Genomic DNA, 22,128 nt, shown 5'->3' on the forward strand with positions numbered 1-22,128 from the left:
CCAATCCCGAAATCGTTTGGTGAAAACGCTTGGAGCGCCGCATAATTCGCCGTGTTGATTTAACAAGTGATCCCAAGGGGGGAGACATGATTTTAAGAACAACGGCTTTAGCAGGCCTTGCGACGGCAATTTTTGCACTGCCAAGCGTCGCGGCAATCTACAACATCACCAGCATTGAGGACGGCTCCGTTCCCGGTTTCGGGTTCAGCATGTTCCATACCCAATCCGGCGGCCAAATGAGCGGCGGAACACTCGAGGATCCCGATCCTCTGGCGCTCGACTCGGGCAGCTACTGGAACACGACAACGGGAGAGATCTCCTTGAGCTTCGGCCTCGTCGGCGGGGGCAACGTAAGTGGAGCGGGAACGCTCAGCCTCGTGCCAAGTGCAGATTTCGGGTCCAATCTGGCGGTTGGCGGCGATATCTCGTTCAAGTTCTCGGGTGCTACGAATGTGGCCGACGGGGACTATGGCTTCGTCTTCGCGGATGGCCTGCAATCAGGTCCGGCGAACGGCGTAGACAACGCTTTCGGTTTCCTCAGCCTATGGGGCGATCAAGGCAACTACCAGTCAGGCTGCTCGGCACCAACGTGCTTCGGCGTTGACCTGCGTCTCGGACTTGAGCTGAGCGACGACAATGAGCCGGAGCCGGTTCCGCTGCCGGCCTCCATGCTGTTCCTGATGGGCGGTCTTGGTGGGCTGGGCGCATTGCGCAAAATGCGCAAGAAGACGTCCTGAACCATCCCAAAGATGAAAATAACGAAGCGGCGCCCCACGGGGCGCCGGTTTTCGTTTAGCTGACTTTCAGTACGATCTTTCCGATATGGCCGGACGCTTCCATATGGGCGTGGGCCTTGGCGGCCTCTTCCAACGCGAACTCGCTGTCCATGACGGGCGCAATGCGTCCTGCTTCGATCAGCGGCCAAACATCTTGCCGCAGTTTCTCGGCGATCCGCGCCTTGGCCAGATTGCTTTGAGGTCGCAGGGTGGAGCCTGTGATCGTCAACCGGCGCATCATCAGCTGCGCGAAGTTAAGCTCGATCTTGGGACCCTGCAGAAACGCGATCTGCACAAGCCGACCATCATCGGCCAAGGCGCGCACGTTTCGTGGCAGGTAGTCGCCCCCGACCATGTCGAGGATTAGATCCGCGCCGCCCTCGGCCCGCATCATCTCGACAAAATCATCCTCGCGGTAATTCAACGCCTGCTCTGCCCCAAGATCGCGACAGGCCGCGCATTTTTCGTCCGAGCCTGCGGTGGTGAAGACCCGCGCCCCAAAGGTATGAGCCAATTGGATTGCCGTCGTCCCGATGCCCGAAGAGCCGCCATGGACCAGAAACCGCTCGCCCGCCTTCAGCCCGCCGCGCATAAAGACATTTGAATAGACGGTGAAAAACGTCTCCGGCAGCGCGGCGGCCTGCGCCAGCCCAAGACTTTGCGGGATCGGCAGGCAATGCGCGCCCGGGGTGACCACGTATTCCGTGTAGCCCCCGCCCGGCAGCAGGGCACAGACTTGCGTACCGATTTCGACCCCCGCGCCTTCACCTGCGGCGACGACCTCGCCCGCGCCTTCCAGCCCCGGATAGGGCGACGCGCCTTTTGGCGGGTCGTACATGCCTGCCCGCTGAAGCGCGTCGGGGCGGTTGACCCCGGCATAGGCGAGCTTGATCAGCACCTCGCCAGCCCCGGGTTGCGGCACCGGAGCCTCCCGCATTTGCAGCACTTCGGGGCCGCCGGGTTCGGTGATCTCCACCACCCGCATCGTGTCAGGCAAGCTCATCTCGTCAGGTCCTTACTTGGGGGTCATGCGGCCGGGCAGGTTCGGGTCAATTCCCGCCTGCGGCGCCTTGATCTGCGACAGCACCCAGTTCGGGCCCGCCATCAGCTTTGAGGCTAGGGGGTTCGCGTTGACCTGCGCCTTGACCTTCTCGAACTGCATGACATTCTCAATTCGGCGGTCGAGGAATTCCCAGGTGGCCTGATGCCCCTCACTCTCGTCACCCAGCCAATAGAGCACCGTCGCCGCGTAGACGCCCGAGAGCGTCGCGCGTTTGGTGTACCAGTTGAAATCCTGCGCGCTGTCGCCGAGCGTGGTCCAGATTGCGTCCGCCGTGCCCCAGATCAGCTTCGCGCCCTCCGCCGCGTTCTGCGGCAGTGCAAAAAGCGTCGAGCCGCGGCGCACGGCTTCCTTGTCCTCGCCCACGGCCTCGAGCCGGAAACGCACGCCCGCAGCGACCCGGTCGCGGAAGCGCATGGACAGCAGGTTCTCTGCCTTAAGCCGCGCCACCATCTGCGCGTCGCCCCGCTGGTGAAACGCAATCGCCAGATCGAGCGCGCCGCGCGGGAAGATTGCGCGGGCTTGCTCCAGCGGCACGTCCGCGTCTGCGGCGGCGGCGCGAAAGGTGTCCTCCGACCAGCCGTCAAAGGCCACGTGGGGCAGGCTTGCGTCGAGAATTGCGGTCTTGGCGTCTTCCATATCGGGGCCCTCCAAAGGCTTGATGTCCTGTGTAGACAAGGTAGGGGCGCTTTGCTATACGGCCACTTCCTGCAATCTTGCAAATCTAACCTAGGAAGGTGGTGACACCACATGCAGGTAAGCGTTCGCGACAACAACGTCGATCAGGCACTTCGCGCTCTGAAGAAGAAACTTCAACGTGAGGGCGTTTTTCGGGAAATGAAGCTCAAGCAACATTACGAAAAGCCGTCTGAGAAGAAAGCACGCGAGAAGGCCGAGGCCATCCGCCGCTCCCGCAAGCTGGCCCGTAAAAAGGCACAGCGCGAGAACGGGTAAGCCCCGCTTTCAGCACCAAATAGCAGCCCCCCGCAGCGCAAGTTGCGGGGGGCTTGCTCTTTTCGGCCTACGTCGGTCGAGGATCAGTTGGCGGGCAGCTTGCTCGAGTTATCGTCCGGATCGTCATCATAGACCTTGCGAGTCGTGACACCGGGGAGCGCCGCGAAAGCGTCCATCGTCCTTACAGGGAAATAGCTGGACCGAACGCTCTCGAAACCGGGCAGGCGGCTGAGGATCTGTCCTGTGGACAGCGAACACGCCGCCTTCGGGACCGCGCCGTATTCGGCGGCCTCGCGGATGGCCTGATCAGCCACAGCGCGCGGCACTTCGATCTCTTGCAGCACCGTGTGGTAGGTCTCGCGGGTGTGGTAGTCGACATAGACGTCGACCATGCGGTCCGTCATCCCGTAATGCAGATCGTTGCGCTCGGGCGCATTGGGGCTCCACCATGTGCCTGCCGGGTCCCAGACCACGCGCTGCGATCCGTTGATTAAAAGCGCCGAATGCCCGCCCGCGCCGGAGCGGTTGTTGATCACGGTGATCAGCGTCAACGTCGCGGGCCCGCCATGCACATAGGTCTTGGCGCGCACGTCTTCTTCCGGCGCCCAGACGGGCTCCGCCCCGCAGGCCGCCAGCATGGCGACCAGCCCGAGGGCCAGGACCGCGTTTTTCATCCGAGTAAGTTAGCCGTTCACCAGCGCCAGCAGGATCAGGAAGATGATGATCCCGATCACCGAGTAGGTGGTGAATTTCACGAAACCATCAAAGGTCTTTTCCTGATCCTTGATGTCCATGGAGCCGTGTTCGTGCTCTTGATCTGTCATTTTCGTCTCTCCAGCGAAGTGTTTGAGCCGAGTTAGCGGATTCTTGGGCCCCTGTCACGAGGGGGAAGCGGCTTGCGGGTGTGGCATGTTGCGCCGCCGCGCCCCGTTGTCCCACTCGGCGAGCACGTAATTCGGCGAAAGCTCAAGCGATCATCCGTTCTCCAAATCCTGTACCAGCCGGAAGCCGATCCGCTTCGGCTCTGGCTGATCGACATGTTTGGGCAAGGCGCGCAGCAGCACGTTCAACTGGCTGACGTGCTGGATCTGCTGGGTCCGCGCGCCGCCGGGGTCAGAGCCGTAGAAGGTGATGATATCAGGGGCGTAGAAGCCCAACCCCTCGATCCGCATGATGCCTGCATCACCACCGGTAAAGCCCATCGCGACCTCGTGGTCATTGTCGAGCTTTTCCTCGAAATTCTTGATGTAGAGGATCAACCGCTCATAGGCCCATTCGGCGGGGCTTTTCTGCTCGACCGGGGTTTTGGAGACGGACGCTGGCAGCTCTTCTTCCTCGGGCGTGGTGCCGCAATCGGTGACGTGGACGACGCCTGCACGGCGGAGTGCAGCACCCTCAATCGCCTCGGCGGTGGTGCGGATATCGTCGTCCATGGCTTACCCTTTGCGCTGGTAGAGATACGCCCCATCATCGCGCAGAACCCGGGTGGCCTGTCCAGCCAAATAAAGGTGAGCGCAGTGGGCCACGCTTTCGACCAGCGCCAGCCCATACTCGCCGCCGCCGATCTCGCGCTTGAAGAGCGGCATGAAGCAGTCATGCGCCGTGCGCGGCTCGGCCAGATGATCCAGCAGACGCGCCAGCGCGCCGTGGTGGTTGTCGATGAGTTGGCGCATCCGGATGGGCAGGCCGGTGAAGGGCAGCTTGTGGCCGGGCAGGACCAACTGATCCGGTGTCGCATGGCCCCGCAGGCGCTCGCAGGCCTCCAGCCAGTCTTCCACAGGGTCCGCGTCAGGCTCGGTCGGGTAGACGCCAAGGTTCGGGCTGATCGAGGGCAGCAGCTGATCGCCGCCTAACACAAGCCCGTCGGCCCAAAAGGTTGCATGTTCCGGCGCGTGGCCATTGCCGATGCGCACGGTCCAGTCGCGCCCGGCGGCGTGCAGCGTGTCACCTTCGCGAATGCGGCGGTAGCCCAGCGGCATCGGCGCGACGCAATCGGCGAAATTGAACGGACGTTCAGCGGCGCGGGCGGCGAAGATATCCGGATCCATTCCAGCACGGGTCCAGAACTGCAAAGCCTCCGGTGTCGGGCGGTCCTGTTCGTCGAGCACCAGCATCCGGGCCATCAGCCAAGCAGTACGGGTCGTTATCAGCTCCGCGCCACGCTCGGACTGGAACCAGCCAGCCATGCCGATGTGATCGGGGTGGTGATGCGTGACGATCACGCGGGCGACGGGTTTGCCCTGCAGCGGCCCCGCCAGCAGCTTTTGCCACAGCGCGACCCCGCGTTTGGAATAAAAGCCCGTGTCCACGATGGTCCAGGCGTCGCCATCATCCAGCGCGTAGATGTTGACGTGGTCGAGCTTCATCGGCAGCGGCAGGCGCATCCACAGGATGCCCGGTGCGACTTCGATGGCGTCCCCCTCCCCCGGGATGTCCGGGAAAGGGTAGCTCAAAGTGTCGCTCAAGCGGCCAGGTCCTCGTCCGTCAGAGCATAGAGGTCTTGCGCGCCCTGGCGCACATGGTCAGCCAGACCGCCATGCTCTGGCAGGATGCGCTGCACGTAGACTTGTGCCAATCGCGCGCGGGCGCTGTCGGCTCCGGCTGCGTTGGCCGCGCAGAGGTGGTAGTAGCCGCCAAGGACCCGCGCAAAGAGGCGCAGATACGGCACGGCACCGGCGAAACGGTCGTTGAGCTCTTGCTCGACCAGCCACTCGGTGGTTTCGCGCAGCGTCTCGGCGGCGGTGAAGACCGGGCCCGCCAGATCGGGCATCGTACCTTTGCACTCCTCGGCATAGGCCTCGATCTCGTCGATCAGCGCGTAAGCTGCCTCGCCGCCATCCATCATCTTGCGCGCCACGAGGTCCATCGCCTGAATGCCGTTGGTGCCTTCGTAGATCGCGGTGACCCGAACGTCGCGCAGGAATTGCGCCGCGCCGGTTTCCTCGACAAAGCCCATGCCGCCATGGACCTGAATGCCCTGCTGCGAGACTTCAATGCCGACATCGGTGCCGAACGCTTTGGCAATCGGGGTCAGCAGGGCTGCGCGCGCGGTCCACTCGGCCCCGCCCGTGGCGGTCTGCATATCGATGGCCGCCGCACAGGAGGCCGCAATGGCGCGGGCGGCGAATACGTCCGCCTTCATCTGCGCCAGCATCCGGCGCACGTCGGCGTGGCCCAGAATAGTGTCGCCCTGCGCCGCGCGGCCCTGCTTGCGGTCCGTCGCGTAGGCCAGCGCGTGCTGATAGGCGGCTTCCGCCACTGCGATACCCTGCCCGCCGACGCCCACGCGCGCGTTGTTCATCATGGTGAACATCGCCGCCATACCGCCATTAGGCTTGCCGATCATCCAACCGGTCGCACCGTCATATTGCATCACCGCGGTGGGCGAGCCATGAAGGCCCAGCTTATGCTCGAGCGAGACGACCTTCAGGCTGTTGGCCACGCCCGGCACGCCGTTTTCGTCCGGGATCAGCTTCGGCACCATGAAGAGCGAAATGCCCTTGGTGCCCGGCACCGCATCGGGCAGGCGCGCCAGCACAAGGTGGCACACGTTTTCGGAGAAATCATTGTCGCCCCACGAGATGTAGATCTTCTGGCCAGTGATCGCATAAGTGCCGTCGCCATTGTCCTCTGCCTTGGACTTCAGCGCGCCCACGTCGGAGCCCGCTTGCGGCTCCGTCAGGTTCATTGTGCCACACCACTCGCCCGAGATCAGCTTGGGCAGGTAGAGATCCTTGATCGCGTCAGAGGCGTGGTGCTCCAGCGCCTCAATCTGGCCCTGGGTCATCAGCGGGTTCAGCTGCAGCGACAGGCAGGCACCGCCCATCATCTCATTAACCGCGTTTTGCAGGGAATAGGGCAGGCCCATGCCGCCATATTCGGGGCTGGCGGCCATGCCGATCCAGCCGCCCTCCGCGATAGCCTTGTAGCCGTCGCCGAAACCGGGCGAAGTCCGCACAACGCCGTTCTCAAGCTTCGCCGGGTGCAGGTCACCCGCGCGGTTGAGCGGTGCCAGAACCTCGTTCGACATCTTCGCCGCCTCTTCGAGGATCGCGGACGCCACGTCGGCAGTCGCCTCTTCGAAACGGTCGGTCGCGGTCACCTTGTCCAGACCAACAACATGGTCGAACAGGAACTGGTACTCGTCGGCAGGGGCGCGATAGGGCATGATAATCCTCTTTCGGTCACAAGACTTGGGTCAAAGCGTTGGCTTTGGCGGCTTTGCAAGCGCAGCCGCAATCCGCTAAAGGGCGGGTCAATCACGTATAGTTGTGCCGCTCACCTTCGCCCGCTTCAAGCGAAACGCCACGTCAGAACAGGCCCCTGCCCAGATGCCCCAACTCGCCACGGAAGTGCTCGACCCCCCCGCGCTGGAGCGCGCGGCGGAGTTGTTGCGGGCAGGCAGCCTCGTCGCTTTCCCCACAGAGACCGTCTACGGCCTTGGCGCGGATGCCACCAACGGGACCGCTGTTGCCAAGGTCTACGAGGCCAAGGGCCGCCCCGCATTCAATCCGCTGATTGTGCATGTGCCGTCCCTGGTAGAGGCAGAGCAACTGGCCATTTTCGACGATACCGCCCGCGCTTTGGCGCAGGCCTTCTGGCCCGGCCCCGTGTCGCTTGTCGTGCCGCTCAAGCCCGACCACGGCCTGTCCTCGCTGGTCACCGCCGGGCTTGATACAGTCGCCATCCGTGTGCCCGCGCAACCTTTGGCGGTGGCGCTGCTGCGCGCGGTGGGTCGGCCCGTGGCGGCTCCCTCTGCCAACCCATCCGGTGCAATCAGCCCTACCACGGCCGCGCATGTGCTGGATGGTCTCGGCGGGCGGATCGACGCTGTTCTCGATGGTGGTCCCTGCGCGGTCGGGCTTGAAAGCACGATCCTGCGCGCATCGCCCCCCGCCCTTTTGCGCCCGGGCGGGCTTCCGCTGGAGGCCGTCGAGGCTGCTCTCGGCACCCCTCTGACCCACGACACGTCACCTGACACCCCGTCCGCGCCGGGGCAGCTCAGCTCGCATTACGCGCCTGACGCTATGGTCCTGCTGAATCAGAGCGATGGTCCGCTGATGGTGGGCTTTGGAAAGGTCTCCGGGACGCGCAACCTGTCTCCCAGCGGCGACCTGCGGGAGGCTGCCGCGAACCTCTTTGCGATGTTACGCGAGTTGGACGCGATGCCGGGTGACGTGATCCACGTCGCCCCGATCCCGATGACGGGTCTGGGTCTGGCGATCAATGACAGGCTGGCGCGCGCCGCAGCACCACGCGGCTAGGCGGAGCCGCCACCGGGGGACAGCAGCAACGGGTTGATCCCCATCAGCTCCAGGGCGCGGGACCACTTGGCGTCGTTGTCGGGTGAGAAGATCAGCTCCGCGTCTGCATCGCACATCAGCCAGCCATTGCGCTGGATTTCGCCTTCTAGCTGGCCCGGCCCCCAGCCCGCATACCCCATCGCGAGGATGCAGCGGTCCGGCCCATCGCCTTGGGCGATATCCTCGAGAATGTCGAGCGTCGCGGTCAACCCGTATCCACCCGCCACGCGCATGGTGCTGTTGCGGCTGAAGTAATCGCTGCTGTGTAAAACGAAGCCGCGCCCGTAATCCACCGGCCCGCCCACATGCACCTTGATCTGATGCTCGCGGCGGGCTTTTGGGATATCGAGCTGCTTAAGCAGGTCGTTAAATCGCAGATCACGCGACGGCTTGTTGATAATCAGCCCCATGGCGCGCTCGTCCGAGTGGTCGCACATGAAGATGACCGAGCGGTCAAACCGCGGGTCCCCCATGTCGGGCATCGCGACAAGCAGCTTGCCGGTGATCTGGGTCGAATCGAAAGCCATGCAAGCAAGGTGGGGTCTGGTTTGCCCCCGTGCAAGCGCAGGAAGGTCACAGGTCAGGTTCCATGACATTTCATCGCTCAATCGTGAGTTTCTTGTGGCGCAGTGGGCTGTTATGCCAAATCTCATGAACTCGGCCAAAACCTCATTCTTCTGCGCCACAGCTGTGGCGGTCGCAATGACGCCCGCCACAGCTGCGGCACAGGTTTTGGCCGATAACGCCTCGGACGTGGTCGAGGTCAGTCTGCTACCCGGCTGGAGAGAGGCCGACGGCACTCACATGGCCGCGCTGCGCATTACACTGGCACCGGGATGGAAGACCTACTGGCGCGCTCCTGGAGACGGCGGTGTGCCGACGCGCTTTGACTTCTCCAAATCGTACAACCTTGACGAGGCGCGTGTCCTTTGGCCGACGCCCGAGGTCTTTCGGCAGAACGGGCTGCGTTCCATCGGCTACCGCGATGAAGTCGTCGTCCCGCTACAACTTGATGCGCAGGCCGACGCAGATGACATCACGCTGCATGCCTACATGGATTTCGGTGTCTGCGCAGATGTTTGCCTGCCCGTGAACATGGTTCTCGACCACACCTTCGCCGCGGGCGAGGTTTCAAATGTCGATTTGATCGAGGCGGCGTTTGCCGATCGACCCGCACCCGCGGAAACTTCAGGCCTGCACTCAATCGAATGCGACATAAGCTACGGCCCGGAGCAGGCGGAGATTGCGATCAGCATGGAGCTGCCGCAGCTGCCCGGCCGCAACGAAGCACTGGTGATCGAACCGTCCGACCCGTCGCTTTGGGTGAGCGAGCCCAAGGTGACCCGCGACGGTGACCGCCTAAGCGCCAAGGCGTACATCGCGAAGCCCACGGGCGAGCCGTTCACGCTTGATCTGTCCCGCACGCGGATGACCGTTCTGACGACACAAATGGGCGTGGATATTCCCGGCTGCTAGCCGGTCCGGATGCGACGGCCACCGATGGTGGCATGGCCGATCGCTGCGATCACCCAAGCGCTTGCCAGAACTAGGGCGGATCCCCCAAGGAACAGGGCAAATGCCTGACCCGCGGAGCCACCGTCAAGCGTCGGTGAAAGCAGCGCCCACGCCGCCGGTAGTTCCCCCATAACTATGACCGCGCCAAGTGTCGCCGCAAAGAGCGCCACCAGCACCGCCACCAGACCCAGCGTCGCCCATTTGACCCCGGGGGTCGCGCGCAGTGTCCGTCGCATCGCCCGCGTCTGCCGCGAGACATCCGCCTGCATCGCGATCAGCGACGGCACCACCAGCATCACAAGGAAGAACCCGACGCCAAGACCGTAGCATAGGGTTATCACCGTGGGCTTAAGGAACTGCGCCTGCGCCGAGCTCTCGAACAGCAGCGGTGCAAGGCCCAAAACGGTCGTCAGCGTGGTCAGCAGCACCGGACGCAAGCGGTCCGCGGCGCCGTCGATGATTGCGGGGATCAGGCCGCGCTCTTTGGCGTAGTCGTCGATGGTCGAGACCAGCACGATGGAGTCGTTGATGATGATCCCCGTCATCCCGATCAGGCCCACGACCGTGAACATCGACAATGGCACGTCCCAGGCGTGGTGGCCGTATATCGTGCCCACCAAACCGAAGGGAATGATCAGCATGATCACGATGGGCCGGGTCCAGCTGGAGAAAACCCAAGCCAGCGCCAGATAAATTCCGATGAGGCACAGAAGGAAGCCAAGCCCGGCGTCGGTCAGGAAATCCTGCTCCTGCTCGGCCAAGCCCGACATCTGCGTGGCGACGCCAAAATCCTGTTCGACCTGCGGCAGAAGCTCGTTCTCAAGCAGCGCCATGATCTCTTCCGCGCGCACGGGATCGTCCTCCGACAGATCGCCAGTGACCGAGACCAGCCGGATGCCATTCTCCCGCCGCACGGTCGAGAAGCCGGTCTGCGAGGTGACCGACACGATATCGCTCAGTGGCACATACTCCCCTGCCTCCGCCCGCAGGAAGGTGCGTTCCAGGAAATCCGCCGTCAGCTCGCCGCGCGGCAGCTCGACCCGGATCGTGGCAGAGCGTGGCCCGTCAGGATAGGTGGCGGCCTCGATCCCGTTCAGCCGGTTGCGCAGCACCCGGCCCAGCTCGTCAATCGTAAAGCCAAGCGCCTGACCCTGTGCTGTAAGATCAAGGATCAGCTCTTCCTTGTCATAGGCCAGCGTGTCCTCCAGCGCGGAGACCTCCGGGAAGCGCGCAAGCAACGTTTTCAGCTCTTCGGCGGCGGCCTTCAGCGTCTCCGCCTCGGCCCCGTAAAGCTGCACATCAATGGCATCACCGCCGGGGCCGGAGCGCCAGCCGCGGAAGCTCACCGTCTCCAGCATCGGGTGGCGGCGCACCTCGTCCTGCAGCTCGCCCAGGAACTGGAAGCTGGAATAGGGGCGCAGGTCGGCGTCGATCAGCTCAATCGCGATGGAGCCAAGCTGGTCGGTCTCCTTGGTTTCCTGTCCCGCAAGGCCGCGCCCGGTGGTGCCGCCAATTTCCGCAAGGACGTAGTCGATGGGATTGCGGCCATGCTCCTCTTCGTAGCGGGCGGCCAGATCGCGCGTCGCCCGCTGCATCTCCCGCATCATCTCGAACGTGTCATCGCGGGTGGCGCCGGGCAGCATCGAGAAGTTGCCAGAGATCGAACCGCGCTCCGGCGCGTTGAAGAACCGCCAGGTCACGTCGCCCTTGATGAAGAGTGCAGCCTGGCTTGCAAGGATCGCTAGCGCCAGCGCCATTACGGGGTAGCGCGCCCAGATCACGCCCGCGATGAACGGGCGGAACAGCTTGGCGCGGACCCACTCGAACCCGGAGTTTACCGTGCGCGACGGCCAATCGTACCACCGCTCCTTGGCCGAAGACGCCAGCGCGTGCGCCATGTGGTTGGGCAGGATCAGGAAGCATTCCACTAGGGACGCGATCAGCACCACGATCACGGTGAACGGGATATCGATGATCAAATCGCCGAACCGCCCCCCGACCGCCACGAGGCCAAAGAAGGCGATGATCGTGGTGACGGTCGCCGCAAAAACGGGCGATGACATGCGCCGCGCCGCGTTTTCGGCCGCAGACATCGGGTCCTCGCCCAGATATCGCGCGCGGTAGTCGGCATGCTCGCCCACGACGATGGCATCATCGACCACGATTCCGAGCGTAATAATAAGCGCAAAGAGCGAGACCATGTTGATCGTCAGCCCCGCCAGATACATCAGCGCAATCGCACCCAGCATCGCCACGGGGATTCCAGCGGCGACCCAGAAGGCGGTGCGGGCGTTCAGAAAAAGGAACAGCAGCAACACGACCAATCCAAGCCCGACCAGCCCGTTGTCGAGCAGGATGTTCAAACGCCCGGTGATCGCCTCCGAGCGGGTGCGGATCAACTGCACCTCGGTGCCCGTGGGCAGGGTCAGCTCCAGGTCGTCGGCAACCTCCTGCACCTGCGCTTGAATGTCGATGGCGTCGCCCCGGTTGGAACGGTCCACGCGGATGGAGATCGCCGGGTTGTCGTCTACAAAATAGGCACGCTCGCGGTCTGTTCCCCCCACCTCGATCCGGGCCACATCGCCGATCAGCAGCTTGGAGCCGTCGGGGTTCGAGCGCAAAACGATATCCGCGATCTGGGTTGGATCGCGCTTCTCGATGCCCGTGCGCACGCGGGCGTTGGCCCCGTCCACATCACCCGCGGGGTCGGCGGAGGCCTCGCCCCGGATCGCCTCGGCAATCTGCGCCATGGTCACATCATTGCGGATCAGCGAAAGCGATGAGACCTCGACAATCGTCTCTGGCGCGGCCACGCCGCGGATCGTGGCGCGCGTCACCCCGGCGGCAAACAGCCGGGTGACAAATTCATCGGCGAATCGGCCCAGCTGTTCGACCGAGACGGGCCCGGTAATGACCACATCCGTCACCCGGTCGCGCCATGCGCCGCGGCGCACCGTGGGCTCCTCGGCCTCGTCGGGCAGGTTGGTGACGCTGTCAACGGCAACCTGCACCTCGTCGGCGGCGCGGCCCATATCCCAACCCGGCTCGAACTCCAGATCGATGGAGGCGCGGCCCTCGCGCGATGAAGACGACGAGCTTTCCACCCCCTCGACCGCCAGAAGAGCGGGCTCCAGCAACTGCACGATGCCGCTGTCGACATCGTCCGCCCCGGCCCCGTCCCATGTGACATTGACCGACACGCTGTCCACGATGACATCGGGGAAGAACTGCGTGTTCATGCGCGGTACCGCGGCGATGCCCAAGGCTAGCATGATGACAAGGATCAGGTTCGCGGCGGTCCGATGGCGCGTGAAGTAGGACAACACGCCGCCGGGCCCCTTTTTGAACGGCCCGCGCATCCGCTAGCTTCCCATGCGGCTTTCCAGCCGCGTGACCATGTCGGCGGGCACACGCTCTTCCGCCAAGCGTGTCAGCATGCGCTGCTTGACCGCGTCGGGGATGCGCCCATTGCCTTCAACGAAGGCGATCAGGCGGGCGCGGCGATCAGGGTCCAGCTCGACCAGTTCCGGCTCTTCGGGCACACCTGCGGTCGCACCGCGTTGCGGTTTGACCTTGATGCCCGCGCCCAGAAGCTGCGAGCGCTCCGCAACGATCTCGCGCCCGGCAAGGCCGCGCACCCGGACGATCACCTGATCGCCTTGGCGGCGCAAAACGGTAACCTCCCCCTCTTCCAGCCGGTCTTCCTCCCCCAGCACCAGCACCGCGCCGTCAGGCGCGACGGCGGCGGCCGGGATCAGGGCCACCCGATCAAGCGGAGGCTCCTCGATGGACACTGTCACAAAATCGCCGGGCCGCAGGCCGCGGCTCTCATCCAGCTCGGCAAACAGCAAACGGCCCGTTGTGCCTTCCGTCACGGCCGCACTTTCGCGGGTCAGGCGCGCGGGAAAGCTCAAATCGGTGCCGAGCACCTCAAGTGTCACCGTCACGGGTGCATTAATCAGCGCGCCATCGGCGTCCAGCAATCGGGTGTACTGCGCGGTCGAGACCCGAAAGGTCACTTCCAACGCGTTGGGGTCGATCAGCTGCGCGAGCTGCTCATTATTTGCGACCAGCCCGCCCTGCGTCACCGAAACGCCCGACAGCCTGCCGTCGAATTCCGCGTAGATCTCGGTGTCAGCCAACAGGCGCTCTGCATTGGTCAGGTTGATCTGCCGCCGCTCGATCAGCGTGCGGGTCTGGGTCACGCGCGCGTCTGCCTGCTGGATCGCCTGCCTACGCGACAAAACCGCTTGGCGGGCCGACGCGCGGGCCAGCTCCGCGGTCTCCACGGCGGCATCCGTGCCGACCCCACGGGCTTTGAGGTCCTGTTGCCGCTGCAACGCGCGATCCTGCAAGGCAAGCTGGTCCTGCGCCGCCGCCAGATCGTCGCGGGCGAGCGACAGCGCGCTCTGCGCATCCTGCAAATCGGCCTGTGCTTCAACAAGATCGGTGCGGGCGACATCCACGGCCGTCTGGGCATCGGCGGGGTCGATGCGGGCCAGAAGCTGTCCGGCCTCCACCGCTGCGCCTTCGAGGAAATCGGGCGACAGCTCCACCACTGTGCCGCCCACCGGGGCGCGCAGATCAAGCGTTCTTCGCGCCTGAACCTCGCCGAAGCTGGTCAGGATCGGTGTCACAGTGTCCGGCACAAGCTCGATGACCTGCGCGGTGAAGACCCGCTCGCGCGCGGGGCGCGGATTGCTTTCCTTCGACCACCGCTCCTGCAGGGCCGAATAGATCGTGTTGCCGCCCATGGCCAGAAGGCCGGCGGTCAGGGCCAACAAAAACAGACCAACAAGGCTGCGGCGGAAGAATCGCATGGGCGATCAGGCTCCAAAAAAATGTACCCGCTATATGTAAGGCGCGCGGACCGCGTCGTCCAATGAACCTGACACAAACGTGTGAGCCGCCTATTTCCGTCGCTGATGTTCGTCCAATCGCGGAAAAATCTCGACAAAGTTGCAGGGGCGGTGACGGTAATCGAGCTGTTTGGACAGGATTTCGTCCCATGCGTCCTTGCAGGCGCCGGGACTACCGGGCAGCGCGAACAGGTACGTTCCGTTCGCCACGCCGCCCGTCGCGCGCGATTGCACGGCGGACGTGCCGATCTTGTTCATCGAGATGATCGTGAACACCGTGCCAAACGCATCGATCTCTTTTTCGTAGACATCGCGGTGCGCCTCGACTGTCACATCGCGCCCCGTCAGACCCGTCCCGCCGGTAGACAGCACCACGTCGATCTCCGGGTCTGCGCACCAGGCGCGGAGCTGGTTCGCGATCTGGTCCCGCTCATCGGGCAGGATCGTGCGGGCGGCGAGCGTGTGTCCCGCACCCTCCAGCCTCTCGACCAACGTGTTGCCAGAGCGATCATCCTCGGGCGTGCGGGTGTCCGAGACCGTCAGCACCGCGATGCGGACGGGCAGGAACTCGGCGGTCTCGTCAATGCGGCTCATGGGGCTCTTTCCGGGTCAGTTGCTTTGGCAAGGGTCGGCGACAGGCAGGCGGTCGGCCTTCAGGCTGGCATCCAGCGTGGCGCTGAATGTACCATCATCGATCTCGCGCACAAATGGCACCCAGCGCGACATTTCGCGCTCGGAACACAGGCGGCGATCTTTCAGCCGCAGATAGGTTTCGGACATCCTCTGGGCGATCAGGAAGCGCACCTCCCTACGGGGGCGCGGCGGCACATGGTTCTCCGCGATGAACGCGATATGCGCATCGATCGCAGTGTCCATCACCCGCAAGTGATCAGGCCGCGCCAGCCCGCGGCAGGTCTCGGCCATCGCCCGCAATGTCATCGCAAGCTCCAGCGAGCACAGCGCCGGGCGGTGGCCGGAGCGGTCTTCGGCCCTGATCTGAGCACCATGCTTGTAAAGGCGGATATCACCCGGCAAAGCCACATAAGGCGCGACAGGCGATCTAGTCAGGTCCAGCTGCACCTCGCCCGCCACATAAAGCGCGTCCAATTCGTGGGGCTTCGGGGCCAGTTCGTTGCTCCACGCCGTCCCGCAAAGCATCAGCCAAACCGCCAGCGCTCTCACCCGCGCAACCTCGCCTGCAGGCTCAGAAGATCGGCCCAGGTGTCGCGCTTGGCGATGGGCGTGCGCAGCAGATAGGCCGGGTGCAGCATGGGCAGCGTTGGCTTGCCCAGCGCCTCTGACCATGTGCCGCGCAGCTTGGTGATGCCCTTTTGGCCCAAGAGCGCGCCGCAGGCGATGTTGCCCATCAGGACCAGCACCTCCGGCTGCGCCAGCGCCACGTGACGCTCCACGAAAGGCAGCATCATCGCGATCTCGTCGGGCTTTGGGTCGCGATTCTGCGGCGGCCGCCACGGCATGATGTTGGTGATGTAGATCGGGTGCTCCGCCCCGTCGCGACCATGGTCAATGGCGGCGAACATCGCATCAAGCAGCTGGCCCGCGCGCCCGACAAAGGGCCTGCCTTCGCGGTCTTCGTCCCGGCCCGGTGCCTCGCCGATGACCATCACCCGCGCACCCGGCACCCCGTCCGAGAACACCAGATTGCGCGCACCATTCTTGAGCTCGCAATGGGGAAAGGCCGCGACGGCGGCGCGCAGGGCGTCAAGATCTTCCGCCTCGCCTGCCATCTCGCGGGCGACAACGACGGGGTCGGGCCCTTTCTGCGCCGCTGGTGCCGCTGGCGCTTCCGCCTTTACAGCAGGCTTCGGCTTGGGGACTTCCTTCGGGGTCTCGTAGCGATTGATTGGCTCGTCCCCGATGGCCTCATCGGCCCCAAGGTCGATCTGCCACTCCAAGAGCGCCTTCGCCTGATGATAATCCATCGATTCCATGAGGCGCAATCTAGCCCGCCGCCGCACCATTGCCCAGCGAAGCCGCATTGCCTATACGTCGCCCGGAACGAAGGAGGCCGACCATGACATTCCGCGCACAGCATTTGCTGGGGATTGAGCATCTTGGCCCCGATGAGATCAGCACCCTGCTGGACCTCGCCGACCAGTATGTCGAGCTGAACCGCCGCGATGTGAAGCACTCGGAGGTGCTGGCGGGGCTGACCCAGATCAACATGTTCTTCGAGAACTCCACCCGCACGCAGGCCAGCTTCGAGATCGCGGGCAAGCGGCTGGGCGCCGATGTGATGAACATGGCGATGCAGGCGAGCTCGGTCAAAAAGGGCGAGACGCTGATCGACACGGCCCTCACCCTGAACGCGATGCACCCGGACCTGCTGGTCGTGCGCCACCCCCACTCGGGCGCGGTGGACCTGCTGGCCCAGAAGGTCAATTGCGCGGTGCTGAACGCGGGCGATGGCAGGCACGAGCACCCCACCCAAGCGCTGCTCGACGCGCTGACGATCCGGCGCGCCAAGGGGCGGTTGCACCGGCTGTCGATTGCGATTTGTGGCGACATTGCCCACAGCCGTGTGGCCCGGTCGAACCTGATCCTGCTGGGCAAGATGGAGAACCGCGTGCGCCTCGTCGGCCCGCCGACCCTGATGCCTTCGGGCATCTCGGAGTTCGGGGTAGAAGTCTTCGACGACATGCGCGAGGGCCTGCGCGACGTGGATGTGGTGATGATGCTGCGGCTCCAGAAAGAGCGGATGGATGGCGGCTTCATCCCGTCGGAGCGCGAGTATTACCACCGGTACGGGCTCGACCCCGAAAAGCTGGCCTATGCCAAGGATGACGCGATCATCATGCATCCCGGCCCGATGAACCGGGGCGTCGAGATCGACGGGGTGCTGGCCGACGACATCAACCGCTCGGTGATCCAGGAGCAGGTCGAGATGGGCGTCGCCGTGCGCATGGCCGCGATGGAGCTGCTGGTAAAATCCCGGCGCGCCGCCGCCGGTCCGCGCGAGGTCTTGGCGTGAGCGAGCGGGACAGATTGCTTAATGCAGGCGAAGAGATCGTCTGGCAGGGCCAGCGAAGCCCTGCGCTCCGTCTGGAGTTCAAATCACCGATGGAAGGCGCTAAAAGGCAAAACACACACGACCGATGTCGGGTTCGAACTGTTGCAAGACGCCCGTCGTGTTCTCCAGAAAATGCGTGAGATCCAGACGGTCTCTGGCCCAGATGTCGCAGTAAAGGTTTCGGAATGAGTGAAGACCCCAAAGACCCCCGTATGTCCGGTAAGATTGCCACCTATGCCCTCCTTGGCATCTTCGCCTTCACCGGTCTGATGATCTGGCTCGGGAGCTGACAGGTGGTCACCCTGCCTTTCCATCCACTTGAAGTGCGCGAGTCCGAGCATCGCGTCTACCGGCTTTTCACCATTGATCTGGCGACCCATCATATCCCCGCCTTCACCCGGCCCAAGCTCAACAATACCGGCGGCTATGATTACCCGCTGCGCGATGCCCTAGGGCTGTCGGAGCTTGACGACAGCCAGGTTCAGATCCTCAGGCTCAGCGAGCTGGGGGAGCTTGGCCTGACAGGCTACCTCATCGAGGGGCTAGGTATTTCCGAGGCCGATCTCGAAGCCAATGCGGAACGGCTCGATGCCTTGGAGGGTCACGTCGCGGTTCTGCCCTCGCGGGCCTTTTCTGGACCCGCTTTGATCGTGCCGACACCGCCGGTCGCATTGGTCGGCGCATATGCAGAGCATGAGGCGGCAACGGACTTCACCACACTTACCTCTGCGGCGGCGAAACCCGCGCCCCAGCCCGACCCGGTCGCGCCGCCGCCCGTACCCCGTGCGGCGACCCCGCTGTGGTACTGGATCGTGGGCGTGGTCTCTGCGCTGATCATCCTTTACACGCTCTTTGTGATTTTCTTCTCCGGAGGCGCGAGCTGACATGTCCGAGCTGGTTTTGACCAATGCGCGCCTTATCGATCCGGATGCGGGAACCGAGGCGCCGGGCCATCTGCACATCAAGGATGGGCGGATAAACGAAATATTAGCTCAAGATATTGATATATCTGCAAAGTTTACAGCTGTTAACTCGCTCGATTGCGGCGGCAAGGTTCTGGCCCCGGGCATCATCGATATCGGCGTAAAGGTCTGCGAGCCCGGCGAGCGCCACAAGGAAAGTTTCCGCACCGCCGGGCGCGCCGCGGCCGCAGGCGGCGTCACCACCATGGTCACCCGCCCCGACACGATCCCAACCGTCGATACGCCGGAGACGCTGGAATTCGCCAAACGACGCGGCACCGTGATCGCCCCTTTGCGGATCGCGCCGATGGCCGCGCTGACCAAGGACCGTCAAGGGCGCGAGATGGTCGAGATGGGGTTTTTGATGGACGCAGGCGCGGTGGCGTTTTCCGATGGCGATAACGTGGTGACCGACCCCAAGGTTTTGAGCCGCGCAATGACATATGCCCGCTCGCTGGGCGCGCTGGTGATGGGACACCCGCAAGATCCCGGGCTCAGCGCCGGCGCTGCGGTGACATCGGGCAAGTTCGCCTCGCTGCGCGGGCTTCCAGCGGTGTCGCCAATGGCGGAGCGGATGGGGCTGGAGCGGGATTTGGCACTCGTTGAGATGACCGGCGTGCGCTACCACGCCGACCAGCTGTCCACCGCCGCCAGCCTGCCCGCGCTGGAACGCGCCAAGGCTGCGGGGCTGGACGTGACGGCGGGGGTTTCGATCCACCACCTGACGCTGAACGAGCTGGATGTGGGCGACTACCGCACCTTCTTCAAAGTGAAGCCGCCTCTGCGGTCCGAGGACGACCGGCTTGCCATGGTGGAGGCCGTGGCGTCGGGCCTGATCGACGTGGTGTGTTCGATGCACACACCGCAGGACGAAGAAAGCAAGCGGCTGCCGTTCGAGGAAGCGGCCTCGGGTGCGGTCGGGTTGCAAACCTTGCTGCCCGCCGCGATGCGGCTGGTCCATGCGGGTGTCGATCTGCCGACCCTGTGGCGCGCGTTGTCCTTGAACCCGGCCAAGCGGCTGGGTCTGGAGGGCGGCCGCCTAGAGGAAGGCGCGCCCGCCGATCTGGTGCTGTTCGATCCCGACGCGCCGTTTGTGCTGGACCGCGAGACGCTGTTTTCGAAATCCAAGAACACACCTTTCGACGGTCAGCGGATGCAGGGCCGGGTGCTGCGCACCTTCGTGGGTGGCACAGAGGTCTACGCCCGTGCCTGAGATCACTTCCGCCCCCGAATTACTCGCGCTGGTCGCCGTACTGGCCTACCTGCTGGGCTCGGTGCCCTTTGGCCTTGTGATCGCCCGCCTGCTGGGTCTGGGCGATTTGCGAGCCATCGGCTCGGGAAACATCGGGGCGACCAACGTGCTGCGCACGGGCTCCAAGGGCGGCGCGCTCGCCACTCTGGTGCTGGACGCGGGCAAGGGCGGCATTGCCGTTCTGGTCGCGCGGGCTCTCGTGGGTGAGGACGCGGCGCAGCTGGCAGGATTTGCGGCCTTCTTCGGCCATGTCTTCCCGGTCTGGCTGAAATTTCAGGGTGGCAAGGGCGTGGCGACCTATCTGGGCACGCTGCTGGCCCTCGCCTTCCCGGTCGGTTTGGCCGCCTGCCTGACATGGCTCGCCTTCGCGCTGCTGTTCCGTATCTCGTCGCTCGCAGCGCTTGCCGCCGCAGCGCTTGTGCCAATGTGGCTGCAGGTGCTGGGCCTGCCGGAGTTCACCCTGCTCGCCCTTGCCCTTGGCGCACTGATCTGGGTGCGCCATGCGGGCAACATCCGCCGCATCCTCAAAGGCACCGAGAAGAAGATCGCGCTGAAGAAGGAATAGGTCATGAGGCCGTTCGCAGCTTTGAAATCCTGCCTTTTGAAGTCTTTCCGCTGGCGCGGTCGCGCGCCGCGCTCCGAATTCTGGTGGTTCCTGCTGGTCTATTCGGCCGGGTTCTGGGTCGCGCTGATCGAGACGTTGATGCGCCCGGACGAGGTGGTGACCGAGGACGATGTCGGCCCAATGCTGATCTACATGATGGTCTTGTTCCTGCCGATGCTGGCGGTCATGGCGCGCCGCTTGCATGACAAGGGGCTGACGGCGTGGCTCATGTTTTTGCTGCTGCTGCCCTTCGGGCAAGTCGCGCTGTTGATCCTCGCGGCCCTGCCCGGGGATCGTGGCCCGAACGCCCACGGCCCGGACCCGCTGGGTCGCGAGCGCGAGGCGCTGACCTATGGCAGCTCCCGCATCCCGGTGGTGCGCGACGATGACTAGTAGGCGTATTCGTCGTAGATACGGCTCAGGTCACCGCCCCATTCGCCATGGTACTTCTCAAGCAGCTCGTCGGCGGGGGTCTTGCCGCTCTCAATGCTCTCTTTCAGCGCGTTGAGGAAATGCGTCTCGTCGGGCACCAGCCCGCCCGCACCGGGCTTTTCGCGGTTCTTCAGCCCCAGCTCGGAAATAGCGACGACTTCGCGCGCGAGGTCGTGCATCTTTATCCCATTCACCTCTGCCGCGAGCCCATCCACGGAGGCCGCGATGCGTAGGCCTTCGCGGGTCTCGGCGTCCCAGCCCTTGCACAGGTCCCACGCCGCATCGAGCGCCGTTTGATCGTAGAGCAGTCCGACCCAGAAGGCAGGCAGCGCACACAGGCGCCGCCACGGACCGCCATCGGCCCCGCGCATTTCGATGAATTGCTTGATGCGGGCCTCCGGGAACACCGTCGTCAAATGGTCGGCCCAGTCTGACAGCAGCGGCTTCTCGCCCGGCAGCGCGGGCAGCTCGCCCTTCAGGAAGTCGCGGAAAGACTGGCCGAGCGCATCGATATAGACCCCGTCGCGGTAGACGAAATACATCGGCACATCGAGCACGTATTGCACCCAGGCCTCGAACCCGAAGCCGTCCTCAAAGACGAAGGGCAGCATGCCGGTGCGGTCGGCATCCAGATCGCGCCAGATGCGCGAGCGCCATGATTTGTGCCCGTTGGGCTTGCCCTCGAAGAATGGCGAATTGGCAAACAGCGCGACCGCCACGGGCTGCAGCGCCAGCGAGACGCGCAGTTTTTGCACCATATCGGCCTCGGATCCGAAATCGAGGTTCACCTGCACGGTGCAGGTGCGGCGCATCATGGCGGTGCCCATGGTGCCGACCTTTTCCATGTAGTTGTTCATCAGCTTGTAGCGGCCCTTGGGCATCAGCGGCATCTGCTCGTGAGTCCATTCCGGCGCGGCGCCGAGGCCGATGAACTTCACGCCGATCTCGTCGGCCACGGATTTGACCTCGGCCAGATGGGAATTCACCTCGTCGCAGGTCTGGTGCACGGTCTCGAGCGGGGCACCCGACAGCTCGAGCGCGCCGCCGGGTTCCAGCGAGACGTTTGCGCCATCCTTGGTCAGACCGATGATGTTCCCGTCTTCCTCCACCGGTGCCCACTCGAAACGATCGCGCAAGCCGGTCAAAACCGCCTTGATCGAGCGCTCGCCGTCATATGGCAGCGGCTTGTGGGTGTCTTGGCAGAAGCCGAATTTCTCGTGCTCGGTGCCGATGCGCCAAGCCTCACGCGGCTTGCAGCCGTCGCTCAGAAGCTCTGCGAGTTGGTCATGATGGGTGATCGGGCCGCCGCCGGACTGGGGAATGGACATGTGCGAAGGGCTCCGTCTGAACTGTTTGGTCTAGGCGTGCTGGGATTTGCGC

Annotated in this window: 23 protein-coding genes; 9 read left to right on the top strand and 14 right to left on the bottom strand. The window is 64.2% G+C overall.

What is annotated here, in order from left to right:
* The first annotated feature begins 86 nt into the window (after window positions 1-86).
* The gene (locus C8N43_RS18415; RefSeq protein ID WP_107847185.1) at window positions 87-737 is read left to right on the top strand and encodes a VPLPA-CTERM sorting domain-containing protein; all 651 of its coding nucleotides are present in this window, start codon (window positions 87-89) and stop codon (window positions 735-737) included.
* A 55-nt stretch (window positions 738-792) separates the two neighbouring features.
* Here the strand turns inward: C8N43_RS18415 and C8N43_RS18420 are convergent, their stop codons facing one another.
* The gene (locus C8N43_RS18420; RefSeq protein ID WP_425437094.1) at window positions 793-1,779 is read right to left on the bottom strand and encodes an NAD(P)H-quinone oxidoreductase; all 987 of its coding nucleotides are present in this window, start codon (window positions 1,777-1,779) and stop codon (window positions 793-795) included.
* A 12-nt stretch (window positions 1,780-1,791) separates the two neighbouring features.
* Entirely contained in the window at window positions 1,792-2,475 is a 684-nt protein-coding gene (locus tag C8N43_RS18425; RefSeq protein ID WP_107847393.1) for a COQ9 family protein, read from the bottom strand.
* 111 nt (window positions 2,476-2,586) lie between these two features.
* Between C8N43_RS18425 and rpsU the strand changes: the two genes are divergently transcribed.
* Window positions 2,587-2,790 carry a 30S ribosomal protein S21 gene (gene rpsU, locus C8N43_RS18430; RefSeq protein ID WP_107847186.1) on the top strand — a complete coding sequence of 68 codons (204 nt, stop codon included), beginning with the start codon at window positions 2,587-2,589 and terminating at the stop codon, window positions 2,788-2,790.
* An 83-nt stretch (window positions 2,791-2,873) separates the two neighbouring features.
* Here the strand turns inward: rpsU and C8N43_RS18435 are convergent, their stop codons facing one another.
* From C8N43_RS18435 to C8N43_RS18455, 5 genes are all read right to left on the bottom strand, one after another.
* Window positions 2,874-3,464 (bottom strand): hypothetical protein, encoded by a 591-nt coding sequence (locus C8N43_RS18435; protein ID WP_107847187.1) that lies wholly within the window; start codon window positions 3,462-3,464, stop codon window positions 2,874-2,876.
* A gap of 9 nt (window positions 3,465-3,473) precedes the next feature.
* Window positions 3,474-3,614, bottom strand: a complete 141-nt coding sequence (locus C8N43_RS18440) for an aa3-type cytochrome c oxidase subunit IV (protein WP_107847188.1) — start codon at window positions 3,612-3,614, stop codon at window positions 3,474-3,476.
* Between the two features lie 150 nt (window positions 3,615-3,764).
* The gene (locus tag C8N43_RS18445; protein ID WP_107847189.1) at window positions 3,765-4,223 is read right to left on the bottom strand and encodes a DUF6173 family protein; all 459 of its coding nucleotides are present in this window, start codon (window positions 4,221-4,223) and stop codon (window positions 3,765-3,767) included.
* 3 nt (window positions 4,224-4,226) lie between these two features.
* Entirely contained in the window at window positions 4,227-5,255 is a 1,029-nt protein-coding gene (locus C8N43_RS18450) for an MBL fold metallo-hydrolase (RefSeq protein WP_245913082.1), read from the bottom strand.
* Entirely contained in the window at window positions 5,252-6,958 is a 1,707-nt protein-coding gene (locus C8N43_RS18455; RefSeq protein WP_107847190.1) for an acyl-CoA dehydrogenase, read from the bottom strand. The genes C8N43_RS18450 and C8N43_RS18455 overlap by 4 nt, the downstream gene beginning before the upstream one ends.
* 163 nt (window positions 6,959-7,121) lie before the next feature.
* Between C8N43_RS18455 and C8N43_RS18460 the strand changes: the two genes are divergently transcribed.
* A complete protein-coding gene (locus C8N43_RS18460) occupies window positions 7,122-8,054 on the top strand; it encodes an L-threonylcarbamoyladenylate synthase (RefSeq protein WP_107847191.1) in 933 nt (310 codons plus the stop codon).
* Here C8N43_RS18460 and C8N43_RS18465 read toward each other — a convergent pair.
* Window positions 8,051-8,620: a YqgE/AlgH family protein gene (locus C8N43_RS18465; RefSeq protein WP_107847192.1), complete on the bottom strand. Its 570-nt coding sequence runs from the start codon at window positions 8,618-8,620 to the stop codon at window positions 8,051-8,053. The two genes, C8N43_RS18460 and C8N43_RS18465, sit on opposite strands and share 4 nt — an antisense overlap.
* A 175-nt stretch (window positions 8,621-8,795) precedes the next feature.
* Here C8N43_RS18465 and C8N43_RS18470 point away from each other — a divergent pair, with 175 nt between their 5' ends.
* On the top strand, window positions 8,796-9,569 hold the full coding sequence (locus C8N43_RS18470; protein WP_158270018.1) for a protein-disulfide reductase DsbD domain-containing protein: 774 nt from the start codon (window positions 8,796-8,798) through the stop codon (window positions 9,567-9,569).
* On the opposite strand, the gene C8N43_RS18475 is transcribed toward C8N43_RS18470, so the two are convergent.
* The 5 genes from C8N43_RS18475 to C8N43_RS18495 form a co-directional block, all read right to left on the bottom strand.
* Window positions 9,566-12,967 carry an efflux RND transporter permease subunit gene (locus C8N43_RS18475; RefSeq protein WP_107847193.1) on the bottom strand — a complete coding sequence of 1,134 codons (3,402 nt, stop codon included), beginning with the start codon at window positions 12,965-12,967 and terminating at the stop codon, window positions 9,566-9,568. The two genes, C8N43_RS18470 and C8N43_RS18475, sit on opposite strands and share 4 nt — an antisense overlap.
* Window positions 12,968-12,970: 3 nt before the next feature.
* On the bottom strand, window positions 12,971-14,428 hold the full coding sequence (locus C8N43_RS18480) for an efflux RND transporter periplasmic adaptor subunit (protein ID WP_107847194.1): 1,458 nt from the start codon (window positions 14,426-14,428) through the stop codon (window positions 12,971-12,973).
* Window positions 14,429-14,518: 90 nt separating this feature from the next.
* Window positions 14,519-15,061 carry a molybdenum cofactor biosynthesis protein B gene (gene moaB / locus C8N43_RS18485; RefSeq protein ID WP_107847195.1) on the bottom strand — a complete coding sequence of 181 codons (543 nt, stop codon included), beginning with the start codon at window positions 15,059-15,061 and terminating at the stop codon, window positions 14,519-14,521.
* Window positions 15,062-15,076: 15 nt separating this feature from the next.
* Complete coding sequence (locus tag C8N43_RS18490) at window positions 15,077-15,649, bottom strand: hypothetical protein (RefSeq protein ID WP_107847196.1); 573 nt, start codon at window positions 15,647-15,649, stop codon at window positions 15,077-15,079.
* Window positions 15,646-16,419, bottom strand: coding sequence for a uracil-DNA glycosylase (locus C8N43_RS18495; protein WP_107847197.1), 774 nt, complete (start codon window positions 16,417-16,419; stop codon window positions 15,646-15,648). The genes C8N43_RS18490 and C8N43_RS18495 overlap by 4 nt, the downstream gene beginning before the upstream one ends.
* 83 nt (window positions 16,420-16,502) lie before the next feature.
* Here C8N43_RS18495 and C8N43_RS18500 point away from each other — a divergent pair, with 83 nt between their 5' ends.
* The 5 genes from C8N43_RS18500 (at window position 16,503) to C8N43_RS18520 (ending at window position 20,709) form a co-directional block, all read left to right on the top strand.
* A complete protein-coding gene (locus C8N43_RS18500) occupies window positions 16,503-17,459 on the top strand; it encodes an aspartate carbamoyltransferase catalytic subunit (RefSeq protein WP_107847198.1) in 957 nt (318 codons plus the stop codon).
* A 332-nt stretch (window positions 17,460-17,791) separates the two neighbouring features.
* Window positions 17,792-18,382 (top strand): hypothetical protein, encoded by a 591-nt coding sequence (locus C8N43_RS18505; protein WP_107847199.1) that lies wholly within the window; start codon window positions 17,792-17,794, stop codon window positions 18,380-18,382.
* Window position 18,383: 1 nt separating this feature from the next.
* Window positions 18,384-19,673 (top strand): dihydroorotase, encoded by a 1,290-nt coding sequence (pyrC, locus tag C8N43_RS18510; RefSeq protein WP_107847200.1) that lies wholly within the window; start codon window positions 18,384-18,386, stop codon window positions 19,671-19,673.
* Entirely contained in the window at window positions 19,666-20,277 is a 612-nt protein-coding gene (gene plsY, locus C8N43_RS18515; protein ID WP_107847201.1) for a glycerol-3-phosphate 1-O-acyltransferase PlsY, read from the top strand. The genes pyrC and plsY overlap by 8 nt, the downstream gene beginning before the upstream one ends.
* Window positions 20,278-20,280: 3 nt before the next feature.
* Window positions 20,281-20,709, top strand: coding sequence for a DUF805 domain-containing protein (locus C8N43_RS18520; protein ID WP_107847202.1), 429 nt, complete (start codon window positions 20,281-20,283; stop codon window positions 20,707-20,709).
* On the opposite strand, the gene C8N43_RS18525 is transcribed toward C8N43_RS18520, so the two are convergent.
* Window positions 20,706-22,076 (bottom strand): glutamate--cysteine ligase, encoded by a 1,371-nt coding sequence (locus tag C8N43_RS18525; RefSeq protein WP_107847203.1) that lies wholly within the window; start codon window positions 22,074-22,076, stop codon window positions 20,706-20,708. The genes C8N43_RS18520 and C8N43_RS18525 overlap by 4 nt on opposite strands.
* Window positions 22,077-22,128: the final 52 nt, after the last annotated feature.

This window comes from Litoreibacter ponti, from assembly GCF_003054285.1.
In the GTDB taxonomy this organism is placed as follows: Bacteria; Pseudomonadota; Alphaproteobacteria; order Rhodobacterales; family Rhodobacteraceae; genus Litoreibacter; species Litoreibacter ponti.

Coding starts and splice junctions, on each gene's coding strand:
- C8N43_RS18455 (WP_107847190.1), bottom strand. CDS start 6,958: ATGCCCTATCGCGCCCCTGCCGACGAGTACCAGTTCCTGTTCGACCAT.
- pyrC (WP_107847200.1), top strand. CDS start 18,384: ATGTCCGAGCTGGTTTTGACCAATGCGCGCCTTATCGATCCGGATGCG.
- C8N43_RS18520 (WP_107847202.1), top strand. CDS start 20,281: ATGAGGCCGTTCGCAGCTTTGAAATCCTGCCTTTTGAAGTCTTTCCGC.
- C8N43_RS18475 (WP_107847193.1), bottom strand. CDS start 12,967: ATGCGCGGGCCGTTCAAAAAGGGGCCCGGCGGCGTGTTGTCCTACTTC.
- rpsU (WP_107847186.1), top strand. CDS start 2,587: ATGCAGGTAAGCGTTCGCGACAACAACGTCGATCAGGCACTTCGCGCT.
- moaB (WP_107847195.1), bottom strand. CDS start 15,061: ATGAGCCGCATTGACGAGACCGCCGAGTTCCTGCCCGTCCGCATCGCG.
- C8N43_RS18480 (WP_107847194.1), bottom strand. CDS start 14,428: ATGCGATTCTTCCGCCGCAGCCTTGTTGGTCTGTTTTTGTTGGCCCTG.
- C8N43_RS18435 (WP_107847187.1), bottom strand. CDS start 3,464: ATGAAAAACGCGGTCCTGGCCCTCGGGCTGGTCGCCATGCTGGCGGCC.
- C8N43_RS18495 (WP_107847197.1), bottom strand. CDS start 16,419: ATGGAATCGATGGATTATCATCAGGCGAAGGCGCTCTTGGAGTGGCAG.
- C8N43_RS18525 (WP_107847203.1), bottom strand. CDS start 22,076: ATGTCCATTCCCCAGTCCGGCGGCGGCCCGATCACCCATCATGACCAA.
- C8N43_RS18420 (WP_425437094.1), bottom strand. CDS start 1,779: ATGAGCTTGCCTGACACGATGCGGGTGGTGGAGATCACCGAACCCGGC.
- C8N43_RS18465 (WP_107847192.1), bottom strand. CDS start 8,620: ATGGCTTTCGATTCGACCCAGATCACCGGCAAGCTGCTTGTCGCGATG.
- C8N43_RS18425 (WP_107847393.1), bottom strand. CDS start 2,475: ATGGAAGACGCCAAGACCGCAATTCTCGACGCAAGCCTGCCCCACGTG.
- C8N43_RS18445 (WP_107847189.1), bottom strand. CDS start 4,223: ATGGACGACGATATCCGCACCACCGCCGAGGCGATTGAGGGTGCTGCA.
- C8N43_RS18470 (WP_158270018.1), top strand. CDS start 8,796: ATGACGCCCGCCACAGCTGCGGCACAGGTTTTGGCCGATAACGCCTCG.
- C8N43_RS18460 (WP_107847191.1), top strand. CDS start 7,122: ATGCCCCAACTCGCCACGGAAGTGCTCGACCCCCCCGCGCTGGAGCGC.
- C8N43_RS18415 (WP_107847185.1), top strand. CDS start 87: ATGATTTTAAGAACAACGGCTTTAGCAGGCCTTGCGACGGCAATTTTT.
- C8N43_RS18500 (WP_107847198.1), top strand. CDS start 16,503: ATGACATTCCGCGCACAGCATTTGCTGGGGATTGAGCATCTTGGCCCC.
- C8N43_RS18440 (WP_107847188.1), bottom strand. CDS start 3,614: ATGACAGATCAAGAGCACGAACACGGCTCCATGGACATCAAGGATCAG.